General features: G+C 67.5%; 2 protein-coding genes. One reads left to right on the top strand and one right to left on the bottom strand.

Features of this window, described 5'->3' with window-relative positions; genetic code table 11:
- On the bottom strand, positions 1 to 180 hold a 180-nt coding region (locus JZ792_RS36105; RefSeq protein WP_216917390.1), incomplete at its 3' end, for a hypothetical protein.
- Here JZ792_RS36105 and JZ792_RS36100 point away from each other — a divergent pair.
- On the top strand, positions 161 to 21,091 hold a 20,931-nt coding region (locus JZ792_RS36100; protein ID WP_216917389.1), incomplete at its 3' end, for a UvrD-helicase domain-containing protein. The two genes, JZ792_RS36105 and JZ792_RS36100, sit on opposite strands and share 20 nt — an antisense overlap.

The following is a 21,091-nucleotide window of genomic DNA, read 5'->3' as shown; positions in this document are numbered from 1 at the left end:
CCCCGACCCCGACCCACAACCGAGCCAGGAAACCCGACCACCGACCGCCAGCACCTCGGAAACAATCACCGACCTTGCCAGCTCCGACAGGACCGTCGCCGGTGTGCCGGACACCACCGCGACCGCCAACGGTCCAGAAAGCGCCACACCGGTGTCATCCGTGGAGCTGCCGCCGATCACCGCCCTCGTGGTGGAAGTCGCCGATCTCGGGCCGCCTCCCTCTGCGACGCCGCCGAGCACCACCCTCGACCCCGCAGCCGTCGCCGCGACGCCCGCCACCGATGCACCGCACGAGGCATCGATCCAAGAGCAGGGGCCATGGCGACACGCGACGGTGTGGGCCGCGCTGTTACGTCCGGTTCCCCCGCTGATCCCGCCCGAGTTGACCGAAGTCCACACCATCGCCGAAACCGCCACCCGCAATCATTGGCAGGTCACTGGTCGATTCCTGCCCGACGGCGGCCGCGGGGTGATCTACGCGCTGACGATGTCTGGGCATCTGGGTCGAGGCATCGAAGACATCACTCTGCGATGGCACCGGAACGGCGACCGAGGATGGCAATTCAAACCTCCGACCGCCACCGCCAGCGCACACGACCACACCTCCGGATCCCACTCCAGCACTCGCCACGCGGACCTGGACGTCATCGCGCAGGTGATCACCGAACCGGCCACTCGGCTTCCCGTCGATGCCGCGGCGACACTGGATCAGATCGTCGCCGCCGCACTGTCCACCGACGGTCTGCGAGTGCGCGGCCTCGACACCTACGACACCTACCGCGACCGGCTGACAGCACCGATCACCGCCGCCCTCGACAGCACCTGCGGTCAACTGCTCGCCGACGAGGTCCCCGGCGCGCCGACCACGCCACAGCGTGTGGCAGGCAGTATCCGAGCCAACCCGTGGGCGCGGCGTCAACTGGTCGCCGCGATAATCGATCGCGCGTGGATCGGCCACGACTTCACCGAGCCCGACCTCGCCCGCATCCACCACGCCGTGGAAGAACACACGCACTCGCTGTACCGGCCGAAACTCAACATCGGCGAAGAGGGCGCGGTGCGCTACACCGCCGAGACCTACGTCGAGCGGCAATTCGACCGAAGTCTGCGCCCTCACTTGTGGCAGGCCGTCGCCGCGTACGTCGCCGCCCATCGCGATGAAGTCCTCACATCGACCGAAACACAGCTCAGCGCACGTCGCGCCGCACGCACCGCCGCCGGTGACAAGTTGCGCGCCGACGCCACGGCCGCGCTACTGGCCGAAGATCCCGAGACCGCCACGGATCTGCTCGATGACACCGAGCGCGTCGACCCCGGCGCGCAATCCAGTGCCGCACTGCGCCGGATCGTCCTCGACCACTACGGGCCCGCACCCGAGGAAGCAGAACAGGTCGCGGCCGCACCGACCGTCGACCCGATCCTGCGCGCGGCGACCGCGATGGGCTGGCATCACCAACGCCAGTCCGACCCAGCCCATACCGCAGTGTCGGTACTGCGCTTCCACGATCACACCGGGGAGCGCTACGCGGTTCGCCTGGTCTTCGACGACGCCGCCCGCGGGCTGACCTACAACCCCGCCGCCTCGGGCGTCAGCCGCATCGGCGGCCGCAAGACCCCCGTCAGCATCCGGCCCGGCCCGCTGTCACTGCGCCAGGTCCGCCGCGTCCTGGCGACCGTCGCAGGCCAACGCATCACCGACACCGATGCAGCGCCACCGGCGAACCTCACCCTCGGGCAACGAGGTTTGCTGTTCGCCCTGTCCGACGAGTCCACTCTGCCGATGCTGGCCGCCGCACTCGCCGACCCCGACGCCGCACTGCCCGCCCTGCTGGCTGACCAGCATTTCCCCGCACCGCATCCCGAAGCGATCCACCACCACGGTTGGACACCGCAAGTGCGGGTCAGCGCCGAATCCGGTGTCCTGCACCTGCACAACGCACCTGAGGCGGTGAGCCTGTCAGGCCCGGAACTGGCCGGCTTCGCCCGCAACCTGCCCAGCGCACTACGCACCCGACTGGACGAGCACGCCGACCTGCGCGTGCTACGCCAGATCCTTCGCTACGAAGTTCTCGATCTGGACAACCTCTCCGACCACACCAGCGACACCCCTGCTGACTCGGCACTATCGCCACCGGCCTCGGTCGCCGCCCCGGGGGTGGAGTGGGCCGAGATACGCGAGGAAATGTCGAACGACCCCGCTGTGCACGCGGCGATCCGCCGTCACCCCTACCCGGCGTACAACCTTGCCCGCCATCACACAATGCGCGCAGTCGTCGAGACCTCGTTGGATCAGATCGCCCGGCGCAGCCCCGCCCACAGTCAGGCGATCAGCGAAGAACGCGACCGCCATGGCGCCCACAACATCACCCCGCTCGCCGAGCAGGTCACCGAATCCGCACTACAGCACCGAGACCGATGGTGGCCACCGGCGATCACCGATCCCGCCGAACTGAACCGCTGGCGCGACTGGGCGGACTCGCTACTGGCCGCAGACCCGATCATCGCCACCGGCAACGGGCTTCCGCTCACCGCCGACCACGCGACCGCGCTCGACACCATGACCAGGCTGCTGCTGGCACAGCTACCCGATCAACTGCCCGACCTCGGCGTGGACCTCACCGACCCGCAAACCCGCGCCTGGTTGATCGGAGACATCCGCCTCAGCGTCGCGCCGTCCCTGCGCCCAGACCCTGCCCGCGTGAATCTTTGGCGCGCAACCGTACTCGGATACCACCCTCCCCCGCGGCCCGGCACCGAGGCCTCGACCGCGATCGCGGTCGGCGCCGACGGCACATTGCGTCGTGGCGTCGGCAGATCCCCAGAAGACTGGGGCAGCGACTACCACGCCGCCATGGTCGAAGCCCTGCACGAAGCAGGCCACCACGACTTCGTCCCCGAGCCCTTCCGCACCCTGCACACCGAAGTCGCGGCACTGCGTGAGGATCTGGCCGCCTACGCCCGCCCCCTCCTCGCCGCCGACGATCGCCTCCACGTCGCCGCGACCACCGAGACACCGAAGCACAACGACGACCAGCGGAATGTCCAGGATGCACTGAACTCCGAACCTGCCGGTGAGTTGATCGCCGAAATTCTGGCCGACCTCACCACGACCGATCCGGCGCTGGCGGCGCGCGCCCAGCAGACAGGTATCGACATCGGTCGATACCTGCGCGACGAAATCGCCGCAGCACTGCTCGTGGACCTGGTCACGCCGCCGCACCGACGCTCGAGCACCGCCGAAATCCCCACACCGGCCTCGACCGAGGAAGACCCGCAACCGCCCACCTTGTTCGACCACCTCCTACCCGAGGAGAGCACAGCTGCCCCGGCACCTACCGCGACGCAGGACAAGACAGGTGAGGAGCCCCTCGATACACCTGCCTCCTCCCCGCCTGTCGGCCCGCGATCGCTCGACGAAACTCCGATCACACCGCAGTGGGCCGAGATTCGTGAGTTGGTGGCCCAGGACCCACAGGTGCGCGCTGCTATTCGCGCCCATCCCTACCCGACGCGGTACTACACGGAAAACGGGCCGGTAGGCCGGGTGATCGCGGCACAGCTGGCCCGGCTCGCCGCCACGAGCCCCGCCCACGCCGCCGTCATCGCGGCCGAACAACAACAGCCCAGCCGCGAGCATTTCGCCGCCTCCATCACTCACGAGATCATCGGGCGCGCTGTCGATGAGCGTCACCAGTGGTGGCCCGCACCAATCAGCGATCCGGACAAGATCCAGCGCTGGCGCGAGTGGGCCGGAGCCGGGATTCTCGCCGACCCCATCACCGACTCATGGAGCGGATACCCGCTCATGTCCGACCGGGTCGGTTCGCTCAATCACGTCACCGACCTGCTGCTGGGGCAACTGTCCGAGCAGATGCCCGATCTCGACCTCGACGCCACCGACCCCGACACCCGCGCCTGGCTCACCGCCGATATCCGCATCACCATCCAGCCGAACCTGCCCTATCCCGACCGCGACCGCGAAGACCTGTGGTACGGAACCTCGTTCGGATACCATCCCCCTGCCGTCACCCGCAGAGGCGAGCCCTCGACCAAAGTACAGGTCAGACTCGGATCGCTCAGCCGAGACGGCGGCGAGACCTCCGAGGTGTGGGGCAGCGACTACCACGCAGCCATGGTCGAAGCCCTGCGCGAAGTCGGCCGCGACGATCCCGTGTCAGAGCACGCCCGTCAGATCCATGCCGAAATCGTCGCGCTACGCCACGATCTGGACGCGGCCGCACGCCCACTACTCAGCGCTGACGTACGCGTGCACGCCGCGGTCACCTCGGATCACCTGTGGCGACACGGCCTCCACAACGGGGTGGGGTTCAACGCCCTGCACTCGGACCTGCATCGCGACGCGATCGCCGAAACCATCGCCCACCTCGCATTCACCGACCCCGCGCTGATCATGCGCACCCAGCACCTGGGCTTCGACATACAGCGGTATCTCACCCATGAAGTCGGCGCAAAAGTCCTGCGGGAACTGCGCCACCCCCGACGTCGAGCCCGCCGAAAAGCAGCTTCGACCGAACCGACCGAACCGACCGAGTACACCATCACTGTCGGCGGCCCCGAGGGCGACCACCTCGTGCTGACGGCGTGCGACGACGAGACCCTGCTCGCCGAGAACCGCATCCGCCTCGGTGAGCTGGCCGAGGCGTTCGGCACCCGAGATCGAGTTCCCCCGGTCGACAGACGGATCAGCACCCTTCTGCTGGCCGCAGCGATCACCAAGGCACGAGACCAACTCGCCGCAACCACAGCGCCACCCGTCGACGACACCACTGAGCAACCGCAGCCCCCCGACGGGTGCAACCCGCCGCCGTCTCACCTCAACGACCTCATCGCTCGCGCCGCCGCTACCGGGTGGTCGCCCCAGACCCGCTACGTCACCATCGAGGACCGAACCACCTACGAACTCACCATGTCAGCGGCTACGACGACCGGCACATGGCAATTGCTGCTGAGCTTCGACGACCCGACCTACGGCGGGTACCGACTCAATGCCGCCCGCTCCAGCGCACACTGGCACCATCCCGGGCGAGAACCCGAACGATTCAGCCCCCAGCTGGATCTGGTCGACAGCCTGATCCACGCCCGCACCACCCCAGCCCTCACCTGGACCGCGACACCAGCGGCCCTCAAACCCGAGGCCACCCCCGACACTGTCACCGCACAGCCCGCGCCCCTCGTGGCCGGCGACACCGGGGCGATCGCCACAAACAGCGAACCCGACGTCGCGGTCATCGCCGACGAATACAGCGTGCTGCGCGCGGCCGCACGCCAGCTGCTGCACACCGCGGCGACCGACCCCGAGATCGGTGACATCTTCGGCACCGCCGAATCCGCGCCGCGGACAGTGGCGGACCCACGCCTGGTCGAGCAACTCACCGGCCGAGGGTTGCTCGAGCGTGACCCCGGCACCGGGAAATTGCGATGCACCCCCGCCGGACACGCCCACCACGACACGCTCCGCGCAGCCAGCACGAGCGAACCGAATGTCGGTGACCGCGTCCTGGATCTGAGCACCGGCCTGATCGGCGTGGTGGGCGATCACCTCGATATCGAAGAAGATCTACGCTGGACCGAAATCGTCACTACCGCAACCGAATCGAGTCCAGCTCGCATACACGCCGTCGACCCGGTCGACCTGACTGTCATCGAACACGCCGCGCTGACCACCCTCGACGCCCACGCCCTCTACCGCGCGACCGCCACCACCGCACCGGACCGCCCCCCAGACGACACAAGCCCTACAACACCCGCCGCCTTTGCCGAAACCAGCTCTGCCCCAGCCTCCCTCGCAGGCGAAGTCGCCGCAATACCCGAAACACCACCGCCACCCGTTGCAGAGGCCGCCTCCGAATCCGACGCCGCTGCTCCGGATGCCACCCCACCGCGGATCGGCCCGCCACAACCGCGAGAAGGAACCTTCGCTGCCGCGTTGGGGGTGATCGCACCATATGAGCGTCACGAAGACTTCCGGGGCGGATTCGACGGCTCCCACAACATCACCGCCGGTGGGCACATGTACATCCTGCGCACGCCACGTGAGCGGGGCCAGAACTACCGGATCTTCACCGCCGAAGCCGATGTAGGCGGCGACACGAGAGGCGAGTGGACCGCCCGAGCGCTACGCGGCGACGATCATCCCTGGGAACGCCGAACCCGCAAAAAGCTCAAGTCCGTCGACGACCACACGGACATCATGGGCGTCATCCGCGCCCATCTGGCGCGCGAAGCCCACACCGAGGCACTGCTCCTGAACCAACCCGGCGCGCTGACGCAGGCACATCAGCAGTTGACCACCCTGCTCACACACATCAGCGACCTGCTGGGCGCCGACCGCGGCCAACCCGCCGCCGAACACGTCCACACCGCCACCGAAGCGATCGCGGTCGGCACCTACACAGCCACCGACCGCGCCCGACTGCACGCCAGGATGCGAAAGCACCTGCCACAGAAGGAAATCTGGGACATCCTCCACGCGGTCGACGCAGTCGAAGAGGCCACCGTCTCCGACAAGGGCAACCGTGCCGCCGCCCACAGAGCGGCCGCCACCGCGGACTACTCCCTGTTCGACACGCCCGAATCCGACGCAGGAAATCAGGGCACCAAACCCACGACAGCGGCACAACCGAGTCCGCCGCCCGCAACCACAAGCACAGCCGAGCCCGCCTCGCCGCCCTTCGCCGGTGTCCACGCACTGCCCATGCCCGTCCACCGGGTGTACACACCCGAACCCGAGGTCAGGTTTCCAGAGCTAGCACCGCCCCCGGAACTGGTGAGACTGGCCGCAGCCGCTCGCGCGCGCGGCCTGGACGCCACCATCGATCTGCTGGGATACAGCGACAGCAGACGGCCACCGCACTTCTGGGCGAAAATCTTTGCCCGTACCGCCCAAGGTATGCGGCGGATCAACCTTCAGTTCGACCTGCAATTCGACGACACCTACACCTACAACCTGCCCCAGTCCTACACCGCGGACTACCTCTTCACCGAGCCCCGGGAACCGCGTGCCTGGCGAATGGTCCAACCGGGCCAGCTGATCCACGACCGCCCCGCAATCCCCGGCCCTTTCCAAGACCGCGACTACGGACCCGAACTCGACGACGTCGCCCGCGAGATCTGGGCACTCGGCCACAGCAGCATCTATCACCAGCCCACACCTTCGACCCCGCTGCCGCCCTCGAACAGCACCACCGCTCAACAGAACACCCTGCGCGACATCCTCACCGCCCACGCCCTGGCCGAGCTGGGCCCGCGCCGATCCGGCACCGAGCACGAACAGGTGCGCGAGTTCCTCCAGCAGCGACTGCGCCACTACATCAAGACCCCCACCGTGCAGGTGCCAGGTGAAACCACCGCCGCCGCACACCACGTCGCCGCACAACTTCTGGCCGATACCGCAGCGCTCGATCACTTCACCGCAGCCCTGACCACCACACTCGCACATCCCGCACCGCGGTCCGAACGCGACCAACTTCTCCTCACCACAGTCTCGGGCAGTCAGGACCCGGCGCTGCGCCGCGCTGTGGAACTCGGCTTGGACCTGGCCACCGAACGAATCTCGGTCATCGAACTGGATGCGGTGAACCCGCTCTACCGCATCGAATCCGGCGGCATGGCGTTCCTGTCGACACTGTCGCGCGGCCAAGGCCTGCACAGCGTATGGGTGGCCGACGAACACAGCCTCGGATGGAACACCCGAGTAGACGAGCCACTACTCGGCTGGCCCTCCAGCACCGCCAACATCACGACCCTGATCCGCAACCACATCCACAAGGCCGCCGAACGCGACGCGGTGGCCATCGAAACTCGGCAAGCACGCCACACCGAACAGACCGACGCGAACCCCGCTGAATCAGAGCCTCTCGGGCACACCACCCCACCCGCTACCTCCACCGAGGTACTGGCCGACGGCAGTGCTGTCGCCGCCGCGGAAGCCGAACTCGCCCGAACCCGACTCATCGTCCGAACGCGCGATCAGGTGCTGGGCGCTATCACCGGCCCAGAACCCCAACAGCGCCACCGCATAGTCGACGCAGCCCTGAACGACACCCTCGACCTCACCCTGGACCGCCTCACCACCACACCCGACTACGACCCGCGCCACAGCGCACTCCTGGCGCTGCTGACCGCCCGCTCCTTGTTGCCCTCGCAGCTGGACCAGGTACTGACACATCTACGAGCAGCCCAGCACAGCAACACCCCGGACGCCCCCGCAAGCGGTCCGAATCCCACAACCACAGCTCCCGAGACCAGCACCCCAGCATCGAGTCCAACAGCATCGACCGCGACCGAGCCCGACGAGCCCGACCGGGATCTCATCGCCGCACAGACCGAAACCCCCGACCGCACCTCCGCACTGACGACCACGACTGCGCTCTCGTCGAGCCAGCGGCCCAGCCCGCCCACACCGGTCGTGTCCCAGGAATTCAGCGACGACCAACTGCTGTTGCTCTACGCCGTTGCCCCCGAAACGATCACCGCAGGCCTGGGCATCGACATCACACGCCTGTTCACCAACCCCATTTCCGGGCCGCTTCGCCCCGAGATCACCGCCGCCCGCCCACACTGGGCAGGATTGGCCTACGACGTCGACAACATCGGCGTCCGCCTCGCAGCCGGTGACGCACCGCTGAACGGACCTGCCTCGACAGTGAAGGTCACCCGGCGACAGTTCGCCCGCTTCGCAGCCGCGCTGCCTGCCCAACTACGAACCCAACTCGCCGAACACCACACACAACCCGGTATCGACCGGGACCGACTGCTCCGCCACGCCCTTCACATCGAAGCCATCACAGGTGAACCCACTTCGGCATCGGTCAGCACCAACAAACCGCAGCCGGTCCCGCCGCATCCCGGCGAGACCGAACCCGCCGCCTCGTCGACCCCTGCGACATCGGTAGCGAAGCCGCCCAAGCGACGGAAGGGAGACTTGAGCGACGATCAGCGCTTGGCGGTCTACGCGGTCGCGATGAGCCACCCCTACGACATCCGCCTCCTGATGGGAACCGATCCTCGCGCGGCGTTGAGGAGGCTGTTCTCAGGCTCGCCTACAGGGTCCCTGACCAGAAAGATCACCGATCTACGTCCGCACTGGCAGCATTTGCACTACGCCGCCCGCAACAAACGGATCCAGATCTACGCAGCCGGTGATCGACAATGCCCCGACGACGCCGCCGCGGCCACGGTCACCGAGACAGCGTTGGTGCGCTACATCGAGTCCCTGGATTCCGAAATACGCCAGCGACTCACGGATCACTCGATCGTTGAGGCCGAGCACGACCACCTGCTACGTCGAGCCCTGCGGATCGATGAAATCACCCCTAGCGCCATCGAAACCGGGCAGACCGCCCACGCTATCGACCGATCGAACAACGGCGTCGCCGAAATATCTGCACCCCAGCAGAATTCACCGCCTACGCCAGTGAAGCACGGTCGGCGAGCATCCAGAACGCTGACACAGGATCAGCGGCTGCTCTTGTATGCCGTGGGTAGACCCCGAGATGGCGCTGGCCTCCTCGACGGCGTGGACACACCGATCACACCTGTTGTCGGCTCAGCGACAGACTCGCCCCCCGCGACTGGAGAACAACTCCAACCAAGATCCTCGACCCCAACCGAATCCGCGCGGCCTCCGGCCAGAGACACGCTGTCCGCCGATCAACGACTGGTGCTGTACGGACTCGGTGCCGACCGGTTGGCCAAGACCTTGGGAACCGATAACACCGCGGCGATCTTGACGCTGTACAGGGATTGGGGCATGTCAGCCCTGTCACCGGAGGTAATTCGGCTCCGGCCGGGGTGGAAAGACTGGGATCAATACAGCCTTCGATCCGGAGTGGGATTGCGCCCACGTTTCCTCTCAGTGGCGAAGGATGGCCTCTGGGTGAAGGTCACCAAGACTGAACTCATCGCGTTCGCGGAATCGCTCGACCCTGCCCTCCGCGCGAAACTTGCCGACCGCCGCAGCCTGGCCAAGGACGAACTCGATGCTCTGGTGCGCACCACGCTGGGCATCGACGCAATAGTCCCGGCAACCACATCGCCACTGGACGAGACCCACACGTATTCCGAGCCGCTGTCGCTCGCCACCCACCTGTTCGTCACCTCGCCCGCCGCCGAGGTGACCGGGGACGTCTTAGACCTGCGTCCCCACTGGCGCGGCCTGAGCCATGAAGTCGATGCAGCAGGAACGATTTGTCTCCGCCCTCCCGCCGGACTCCCAGCACCAGCCGACGTGGATCCGGTCGCCGTCAGCGTCAAAGAGCTGGTTTCCTTCCTCGAATCGCTCGATCCCGAACTACGCGCTCGGTTAGGCAATCAATCGCTGTCTGCGCCCGAACGCGCCGCTTCTCTTCGCGACGCCCTCGAAATCGAAACCATCACGGCCACAACAGCAGAGCTCGCAGCCAACCCGAACCTCGGCGACCCCCTCCCCGCCAGCAGCGAGATCGCCGATCGCCGTCTCGACCCGACGCCACCGCCAGTAGTCGAGAACCTGCCAGCGCCGGGGCCACTCGAAACTCCGACTGCCACGCCACCAGGTCAGCCATCCCCATCGCAAACCAGCGCCGCCGAGACACCCGCATCGAAGCAGGATCCACCGCCCGCACGGAACAAGCGTGGTCGGCGAGCCTCAGGAGAGTTGACCCAGGATCAGCGGCTGCTGGTGTACGCGGTCAGCGCCATTGAGAGGGTCATGGGCGATGATCCACCGTTCTGGATCCGACACAAGTTCTCGACTTCAGGGGGTCCGGGCAGTCTCACGGGCAAAATCATCTCCGTACGCCCGCATTGGCGGGGACTGTACTACGAACTCAGAGACCGGCGTATCAGTGTCGTCTCGATCAACGAATCGCGCGAAGTACCTCCGGATGCCGCTGCGGCCACCGTCACCGTCACCGAATTGGTGCGCTTCATAGAGGCTCGCGATCCCACAATTCGTGCCCAGGTGGCCGATCGCTCGAATTCCAGGGAGGACACCAACCGGCTGCTGCGCGAAATTCTCGGGATCGACGCCATCACGCCCACTCCCGAGTACCCCAGTGCAGAATCCAGCCCAGCCGCACCAGCCAACGGCAAGGACACAAACCGACGTCGTGATCCTGGAGCACCAACGGTCACACCGCACACACCCGATCCGCGGCCACGGGTGGTGTCAGAAGCTGCGCCGCCGCCGAACACCCCGACGCCGAAAGTCGCCTCGGCGACAGCAGAACAAGGATCGCTGCCGCAACCAGACCCCGCAGACCGACCACTGGCCGGTGTGTTGAGCGCCGATCAGCGAGTTCTGCTGTTGGCGTTGGGAATCGACACTGTCGGTGCAGCCGTCGGACCGAACTTTCGAACAGCGATGCGCCGACTGTTCTCCTACGACACCAGTGAGGCGCTGCGCGGTGAGGCCATCACGCACCGTCCCCACTGGCGCGGCCTGTACTACGAGCCCCGCTTCGATGCTATTCGGCTGCGCGCGCTCAACGGTGGGCCCGTGCCCGAAGACGCTGCGGCAGTCACCCTCACCGCAACGCATTTCAGCCAGCTCGCCGAAGCGCTGGAACCCGAACTACGCCGACGCCTGGCCGACAATTCGATCCCCGAGGCCGAACGCCTAAGTCTGCTGCGCCAGGCCCTGGATCTGGGATCCGTCGCCGCGAGCACTCCCCGCGCCACGGAGTCGGTAGTCGCCGACAAGCCGACTCACGAGGCTGGTGGCCAGTCTCGGTCACAGCCTGTGCCGTCCGCACCCGACAGCGTCTCCGAGCAGCCAGAGGGCGGCCACCACACGCTTACGCATCCGGATTTGTGGCGGTCCCTGGCCCGGGAGCTGTCGGCGAACGCCAACCGATATGCCGGCGCCGAGGACCAGCCCGCTGTGGCACAGCACGAAATCGCCTACCACAGCGCGGTCGTCGACCGAATCACCGTCGAACAACCGCTGATCACCGACGCGAGTGAACGTGACGCCGCGAACCGCCACATAGAGCAGGCGAACGCGCGACTGGACTCCGCGCGCCGCGCCGCAGCAACCTTCGATGCCTTCGACACAGAGCTAACAGAGGTCTGGCCGGGCCTGAAAACCGGATCGGCCGAACAGCTGTCCGATCTGGTTCACACCTCGGCGAGCATCGCACGCCGAGGTGGTGATCCCCGCGTCGGACTGGCCGAGGAACTGACACGGCTGGCCATCCCCGGCTTGGACATCGACTCCGTCGTCGGCGCCGTCGCGACCGCCACCGACGACTGGCTCGGGCGCACCGGCATAGCGGCCGGTCGTGATTGGGCGATCCCGATCCCTGCCAAACCCAAGGCCAATCACGGCAAGGCCGCGTTGTCGAAGTGGCTGATGTCGGCCAGGGCCGCCACCGAGGACGAGCCTCGACGCAAAGCACTGCAATTCGCTGCGGATGCGCTGACCGGCACAACATGGGCTCGGGGTGGAGGCATCGCTGCCCAAGGCCGCCAGCTGGCCGAACTCGACCCGAAGATGCTTTCCGAGTACGGCAAGACCCGTGCCGAGGTCGACACCACCATCTCCGTGATCGCCGAACTCGCCGACGAACTCGACCGGATCGGCTACGGCGACATGGGCGTAGCCATGGTCAAAGGCGTCGCACCACGGGTCAGCGGACTCCTGCGCGACTACGTCACCGCCTACCGCGCACGCCGGTCCGAACTCGCACCCACCACCACTGCCGAGGACAGCACACCCGAACCGGCGGGCTTGCCACTGGGCATGGAGGTGGCATCGCGGATCGCGGCCGCCGCCCGCGCACATGGCTTTCAGGTCACCAGCACCTCGGTGGACACCGGCGACGCCGATCCACATCACCGTGTGCACGGCCACGACCCACAGCAGCCCGAGCACGAGTTCGAGTTGGTGTGGCGGGTCCCCCGCGACGGCAGCCGCGCGGTGTTGCTGGTGTCGAAGTCGCGCAACACCCTCCCCGCCGACTCGGCGTCCCCGCAGCATGCCGCGCTACCCGCGACGGTGCTCGCCACGCTGCACGACCGTTCGGCCCCAGCCGCGTCGACGATGCCCACCATCGAGGAGCTACGGTCCGCGGCCGCGCATGCCGCGCAGACCGCGGACCTTGCCGAGGGATTGTGTCTTTCCCTCGAGGGAGTCACCGATGTTCACATCGGCTGGCAGAAGACCGAATTGGCGGCAATCACAGAACTCGATGCCACCGACGATGCACCGCCACCACGGCGTGACTCACCGGCAGGGATCCACAACAGGATCGCCCGCCTCACCCGGGTCGCCGCGATCCAGCACACGCTGCGTGAGCTGCTCGAAGCGGGAACACTGAGCTTCGGACATCTCGACCACCCCCAGGTCGAGGATCTGCTGGAAGCTGTCTACGACCTGGCGGACAGCAGCCTCCGAGGTGATCGCAAAGTCGCGAACCCGTTGTGGGACAGCTTTGTCGACCACCTCGATGACGACGCGCTCACCATGGTCCAACGGCAGGCGTGGATCGAGCACGCCGAACGGTGGCGCACCCCGGCCGACACCCAGACGCTCACCCCACCAGCGGCGATCGAAACCGGTGCCGCAGTCGTCGAGGTGCGGGCAGCGCCCGGCACCGAGGACCCAAGCACAGCACCCCGGCCGGTTGTCTCGCCGAACACTTCGTCACCGGAATCTGCCTTCACCCCGGTCGTGGCAGCCTCGCCCGCGGTCGCGGTCGCGGGAGAGAAGTTCGCGCCGACCGATCAGCAGCAGGCCGTCTACGACCACGTGCTCGCCGGGCTCGATGTCAAGGTCCAGGCCGGTGCCGGAGCTGGCAAGACCTCGACACTGGAGGGGTTGGCACGACGGATCGGTCTGCAAGATCCGAACGCGCGCATCGTCTATATCGCATTCAACAAATCGGTTCAGCTCGAAGCCGCCGAACGCATGCCCGCGAACGTGGAATCGCGCACCGGCCATTCCATCGCTTTCCAGTGGGCACCGAAATACCTACGAGACCGCATAGATGACAAAACCGCGCTGCGCCGCCCCGATCACGTCGCACGGCATCTGAGTATCACCAGGGCATTGGCCTCCGGAGAGCCGGGACCGTTGTCGATCACCGAACAGGCGATGGCGGTGATTCGGACCGTCGACACCTACGCCACCAGCGCCGAGGATCTCATCGGACGTGCACACCTACCGGCGCGTATCCGGGAGATGCCCGAAACGACCCAGGATCAGGTAGTGGCCCTGGCCGAGAAGGCATGGGCGGATCTGAACGCCGAAACCGGTGGCGCACTGCGGTTGACCCGCGACCATGTGCGCAAGATGTGGGCGTTGAGACGGCCGGACCTCACCGAGCCGGGGTCGGGCCTCAAACGCACCGCGAGCATTCTGTTTCTCGACGAGGGGCAGGACACCGCGCCGGTCCTGGCGAAAGTGGTCGCCGATCAGCGGATGCGTAAAGTACTGGTCGGGGATCAGGATCAGGCAATCTACGGCTTCACCGGCGCTGCGGATTACCTCGCCACCGCCCTAGCGGACGCGGAGTTGCCGCTGACCAAGAGTTGGCGATTTGGCCCCGAGATCGCCGATATCGGAAACCGTTTCCTGCAACTGCTCGACTCGAACAAACGCGTCGAGGGCGGCGGCGCACAATCGCGGATCACCGACCCCGCAACCATGACCGGCGCCGACGCGATCCTGGTGCGCTCCAACGGGGGCGCGATCGCTCAGATCGAGCGCGAGTTGGCGGCCGGGCGCACTGTGGGAGTTCCCAAGGGAGTCAAACCCGACCTGAACGCGCTGGTGAGCAGCGCGCGCTACCTGCAAATGGTCGACGCCGCCATGACGGCGGCTGGATCCAGCGAACCCGACGACATGCCCAGCCCTCCCCGCGCTATGCACGAGGATCTGGCCCCGTTCCGCAGATGGTCAGAAGTTGTCGAGGAAGCCGAAAACGGTGAAGACCCCAAACTCGTCATGTTGGTCGGCATGGTCGAACGCACCGGCGTCGACAACCTCGATGACATCGTTCGTCAAGTCCGAGAACACAACGGCACTACCGGCCTGGACAAGGTGACTTTCCGCGACACCGCTCACGGACTGATCGCCGAAGGCGACACCTACCCCCACCGCTCGATCCTGGGCCGCGCCGGATTCGATCGCCACCCCCATCCCGAGAAGCTGCGCTCCACCAGCGGCAAGAACAAGGGCGAGATCCGCGAGGTCTGGATGGCCACCGGCACCGCCGAGCAACGCCGCGCCGCACGCGCTCAGGCACTCAAACTGGCCGCGCCCGATGTCATCGTCTCCACTGCCCACAAAGCGAAAGGTCTGGAATGGGACCGCGTCCGCATCGGCGACGACTTCCGCGGCCCCACCGAACACCCGGTCACCGGCAAACTGATCCTGCCCGCACCGGAAGAACTTCGACTGGCCTACGTCGCGGTCACCCGAGCACGCACAGTCCTCGACCCCGGCTCGCTGGCATACGTCTACGACCACACCACCATCGACGGCGGCACGCCGACATCACCGCCCCGCCCCGACCTGCACACCCTGACCCAATCCCCCTCCAGTGAAACGGAATTCCCGCTACAGCAACCCGGCGCGTCGGTCGCCGAGCCCTCGCCGGTCGCCGTAACCCCGACCACAGCCCCGGTCGAATTGTCGGGCATGGAGGAGCTTCGTGCGCGCGAACAACGTGCCTACGAGGCGATGGGCGCCGCCGAGCAGTCACCGGTGTGGCGCGACAGTGACGTCGGTCCGGTCATCTCCTGGCGGGAGGCGCAACTGGCGCGACTGGACGCCGAGATCGCCTCTGTCGACAGCACACCGACAGAGGCGCTGCACGAGGAGCGTGCCACCGTCGCCGACAGCCGCGACCGCCTGCACCTGTCGACCCTGCTCCGGGCAGGTCTGCGCGAACTCGACGCCGTCAAGGCCTTCAGCTTCGGCCACCTGGACACCTCCACCGCAGGGGTGATCACCCAACGGCTCTGGAACTGCACCGCGGCCAGCTTCGCCAGCGGCGATCCCCGCCCCAGCGAATGGGACGACTTCACCACCGCGTTGGTACGCCTGCACACCCGCGACCGCCAGGCGTGGCTGGGCCTGGGCTACCGCGCCAGCCACGCCGCCGCATTCGCCGGCGCCGCCGCGGCCGATGCCACCGATGTTTCCACCGTGGTCGAGTTCCTCGACACCGTCACCGATGCCGCCGCCGCCGATCCCGTTCTGCGGGCGATGTCGGCCGCCGCTGCCCGTGAGGTATTCGCGATCTACGGCGGCACAGCCGCCGAGCAGGCACTACGCGACGCCGCGACTGCGCACGCCGACACCGATATCGCACCGGTCCTCGGACAGTCGATCGCGGCTCTGCTCGGTCGATCATCGAGCCTGTCCGAGCCGTTGATCGCCACGCTGATGGATCGCAGCTGGAGCGAGCATCGTCACGACTCGGCGCGCGATCGCTACCCGGCGTGGGAGCCCACTCGATTCGGACTGGACTTCGAACACGAACGACTCGACGGCTACACAGCTGCCGAGGACCAACACCGAGGCCTCGTCGCGGTGACCCGCGACGGGCACCACTACACCCTCACCCACGACAACGACACCCAGATCACCCTCCACGCCATCAGCGACGGCACAGCCAGGACCGTGGCACGGGCCAGCACCCTCGATGACGCCATGACCGCCCTGCGCGCACACCATTCCACCGCGCTCGCCACGGCCCCATCGCAACCCGGCCCAGGGGCGGACCCCACGACAACCCGAGGCATCGCAGACGTTGCCGAGGAACCCGGGCCTTCCGAGCCCGCGCCACCGCCGGGCCAGGGCCGTGACCATGCCACTGTCGCGGCTGCCTTCGCGCAGTGGTCGCCGGGCCGTGTGATGACACCGGCGTACGCGGCGCTGGACGCGATAGACCCGGACTGGCTGCGGTCGTTGCTACGCCACCGCGGGTATTGGCCGGTCCCACTGGCAGGAACACCGCAGCCGTGGAGCCGTCGTGACCAGCCGGGAACCCTGGCGTACGTCCCCACAGACGCCAGATCGGGCGGTGAGGTCGCGGGAGTGCTCGCCCACCTCGCGGGCGGGATCCACACGACACCGGATTTCCGCAATCGGGTCGATCCGCTGCGATGGACCGCAGTGGTTCACGACCTGATCGCGACCGCCCGATACAGCGATCTCGAATTGTCGGTGCTGCGGTCGGTGGTCGAGGACCACGCCCACCAATACCGGCACCTACCCGACCCCGCCGAAAAACTCGCCAAAGCCCCCGCCCTGGCTCGGATTCTGGTACGCCACGGACAAGATCCACTGCACCGGGCGATCAGCACCTATCTGGGCGAGCACCGCGACAGCATCGTGGACTGCACACCCGACCAAGCCGCCGCCCGCCGTCACGATCGGCGCAGTTTCGCCGCCCTATACCGTGACACCGCAGCGCAGTCGTTCGCCGAGCTCGACTTCGACACCGCCGTGGACTGCATCGACACCGCCGAACTCATCGACCCGCTGTGGGAAGGCGACGCCGACAACACCTACCACCGGCTACGTCAGCGCTACACCCTCACCGCCCAAGCCGCCGCCGCGCTGATCGAGGCCGCCTCCGCCGATCCCCTGCTGAACCGCTTCGCCGCGCAGGCCGACGCGCGGACCTACCGGGCATTCGGCGCGACTGCCGCCCAACAGGCGCTCACCGACTCGACCGCCGCCACCGACACCAGCGACCAAGCGCAACGGTTGCACCATCTGCTCGACACCGCGATCTCCGTCGACTCGGCGATGCTGACCCAGCTCGGCGATCGCGTCGCCCAGCGGAGTTGGCAGATCCATCACCGAACTCGCCTCGACCACCTCGCACCTGCGCTGGAACTGCGATACCCCCACGCCCAGATCGAACGGTTCCTCGGCATCACCGACCTCGCCGAAACCGGTTCGGCCTCAGTCGGAATCCATGCGGGCGGCCAGCTTTACCTGCTGCTGCACCAGTCCGGGACCGGCCATACCGCGGTGTACCGCAGCGAGGACGGCATTCCGATCTCGTTGTCGCCCAGCGGGGACGGCCTGCTCGCCGACGCGATGCACTGCGTGCGCCGCGACCTGGTCGCGATCGCCGAAGACGACGCATACCGCGAACAACTGTGGCATGCCGACAACAGCGTCGACTACTCCCCGCTGCCCGATCCCGAGATCTATGAACACCGACGCGAGTTCGCTGCCATGGCCTATCCCGCGCGTGAGATCGCGGCCGTGGCGGCAGCGTGTGGCTGGCAGGTCAGCACCCCCCAGCCCAGCACCGAGGATTTCACCCTGTTGTTGGAGGGCGAACCCGAGCCGGGCGAGCGGTGGCGGTTCGTGCTCGGCTGGCCGATGGCCGAACTCGGGTCACGATGCGCCCCCAGCACCGGGTGGTACAGCACAGGCTCGGCCTGGGCAGCCGTCCGCGAATTCGACACCCCGGAATTGCCGGTGGTGCTGCGGGTCCTCGCGGCCAGCAACCCGGCGCTCAACGTGGCCGAGCACTTCCGTGCCAAGCAGAACAGCGCTAATGACCGGACACTGACCACCGGCCGCGACAATCGATACAACCGCGCGGACAGTGATCGCTTCGACATCGCCTACTGGCAGGCCACCGCCCTGCGTGCCTATGCGCGCGCCGCCTCCGACCGTGACAACCCCACCATCGGCGAAGCCGCGCAGATCGCCGAGAACGAGCTGCGCCAGGCCTACGCGATCGCCACCGCACGCCGCGAACTGTCGACGATCCTGGACACCGAATCCCCCGATCTGGCCACCCTGGTCGACACCACCTTGCGCGCAGTGGTCTACCAGGGCGACGAAACCGGCTCGACTACAAGGGAATTCACTGCCGCACTGAACCGGCTCGACCTCCCGGCCGCCCCACAACAGGCTGCGCTCACCGTCCTGGAAGCCCTGCGGGCTACCTCACCCGCGTCCCGGCCTCCCGAGCCCGCAGAGCAACCCGACCTCAGCCGGGACCCGGTCCCCGAGCCCCGCAGCACGACCGACACCGGCGACACAGCGGCCGAGGTCACAGAATCCGCGCCGCGGGTTCTGGGGTGGTTGCCCGCACATCGACGCCCCCCCACACCGAAGTCCTACGGAGAGTCCTTCGACCCACCCGACCTGCTCGCCGCAGCCGAGAGCGCCCATGCGCGCGGGTGGAACATCTCCTACCGGTGGCGCCACCGACTGGACCATCCCGCCGAACGTCTGAAACTGCTCCTGCACACCCCCGCCGACACCGCCTCGGTCCTGATCCGAGCGGTGTGGACAGCTGATCCCGGCGGCAACTACGCCTACGACCCCACCCAATCCTCGATCAGTGGACCCGGCGGCGACGAACGCGCAGAGGGGGTGTCCCTGGCCGAGGTCGACCGCGTCATCCGGACCCGGCCGCTGCTCGAGCAGTACGACACCGACAGCGCCGCCGCTGAATTGACCGAACAGATCATCGCCGCCGCCGTCGCCGACCCACAGCTGGCACGAGACATCACCGCAACGCGGGCCGATTCGCAGGTCGCGGAGTCGACCGTCGCCGAATTCGTCTACGCCCGACTCGGTGTCTCGCTCACCCAGGCCGAGAACAGCCGCGACTCCGCGATGCTCGACATGGTTCTGGGACTGCACGAGCAGATCCCGGCCATCGCCACCCGCATCCTCGACACGCTGCCGCGAGGCGCCGCGGCCGCCGCGAGCCCGGCCGAAACCTCCAGCACAGCAGGCACTGTCGCGGCCGCAGCCGACTCGGCAGGCACTGCCGGTTCACGCCCGGCCAGCGAGACGTTGAGCGCGCTGGTCGAACTCGCCGCCCCGCTGTTGCGCCGCGATCAAGTGATGCGCACCCTGGCCGCCTCCGCCCTCATGGCCACCCAACCCGACCACGGCGACCCCGCACGGTGGCCCTTGGCCCGTGCCGCGGTACGCGACACCTACGCATCCCTCGTGGCCGCCCCCACCAGCAGCGCACTCGTCGAGGGCCTGGCCCGGTTGGATATCGATCCCCTCGACCATCTGAGCGAGCATCTGCTGGGCCGGGTCCTCGCCACGTTGGGCAGCGCGGCCGCCGATCCCTGGGCCGACCTGTTCAGCGCGAATACCGCGCCCGCCGATCTACGCATCATCGACACGGCCACGATCGCGGTCGGCGATCCGGACGGCGCACAGATCGTGCTGGTCGACAGCGACCTGCCCGAGGGGCAACACCTTTGGTCGGCCACGAAGGGCCCACACGGTGATGCCTTCGCCGCAGCCTCGCTCGCCGAGGCGATCGGACAGGCCAGAGGTGCCCTCTCCCGAAGCGACCCCACACCACCGCTGGCGCCGCCGGATCCCGATCTCGCGCCGCTGGACGGACTGATCGCCCCCTACGAGCGAGAACTCCCGGGCGGAAACGAGAATCGGCGCACTCTCAACGCGGGAGGGCACCGATACCTCATCGAGACCGCGACCACCGGCAGCCGCCCCACGCTGAAAGTGTGGACCGCGACCGACAACGACGACGCCGCAGCTCTGGGCAGCGGACAACAACGCTGGGTCGGACACGAGGACACGCCCGACGCCGCCCTGGAACGCATCCGCGAGGATCTCCACGCCATCGCCGAGATCGAAGCCCACGCCGAAGAACGACAGCGACGCTTCGCGCAGGAATCGGCCACCACCCCGATGTACATCGACCGCTACGGCGCGTTGGTGCGCCTGGAACTCATCGACCCCATCGAGCGCTACCTGGGCGAGTTTCTACGCAACCGCGACCATCTACGCGCCCGCGACGACGCGATCCGGCAACTGGTGATCGGTGTGGGCGAGCAGCACTATCTGGTCGCCCAGGATGTCAACGGCATCACCTATCACCTGTGGAACGTCGAACCGGTAGGCGAACGATGGCACCCACGCACGGCGATCGGCACCACCGAATACCCGGGCGAGATCATGCCCACGCTGCGCGCGCGCCACCGCGCCCAGGTCATCGATGCCGCCTACGCCACCCACCGCGAGCGGACCCGCCCCGCAGCCCGGCCGACGAATCCGCCCGCCGGAATCGGACCTGTTGCCGAACAGGCGAATCCGCCCACACCCACTCCC

Origin of the sequence: Nocardia noduli, from assembly GCF_019038455.1 — a bacterium.
Classification (GTDB): Bacteria; Actinomycetota; Actinomycetes; order Mycobacteriales; family Mycobacteriaceae; genus Nocardia; species Nocardia noduli.
This window is presented reverse-complemented; position numbering and strand designations above follow the sequence as displayed.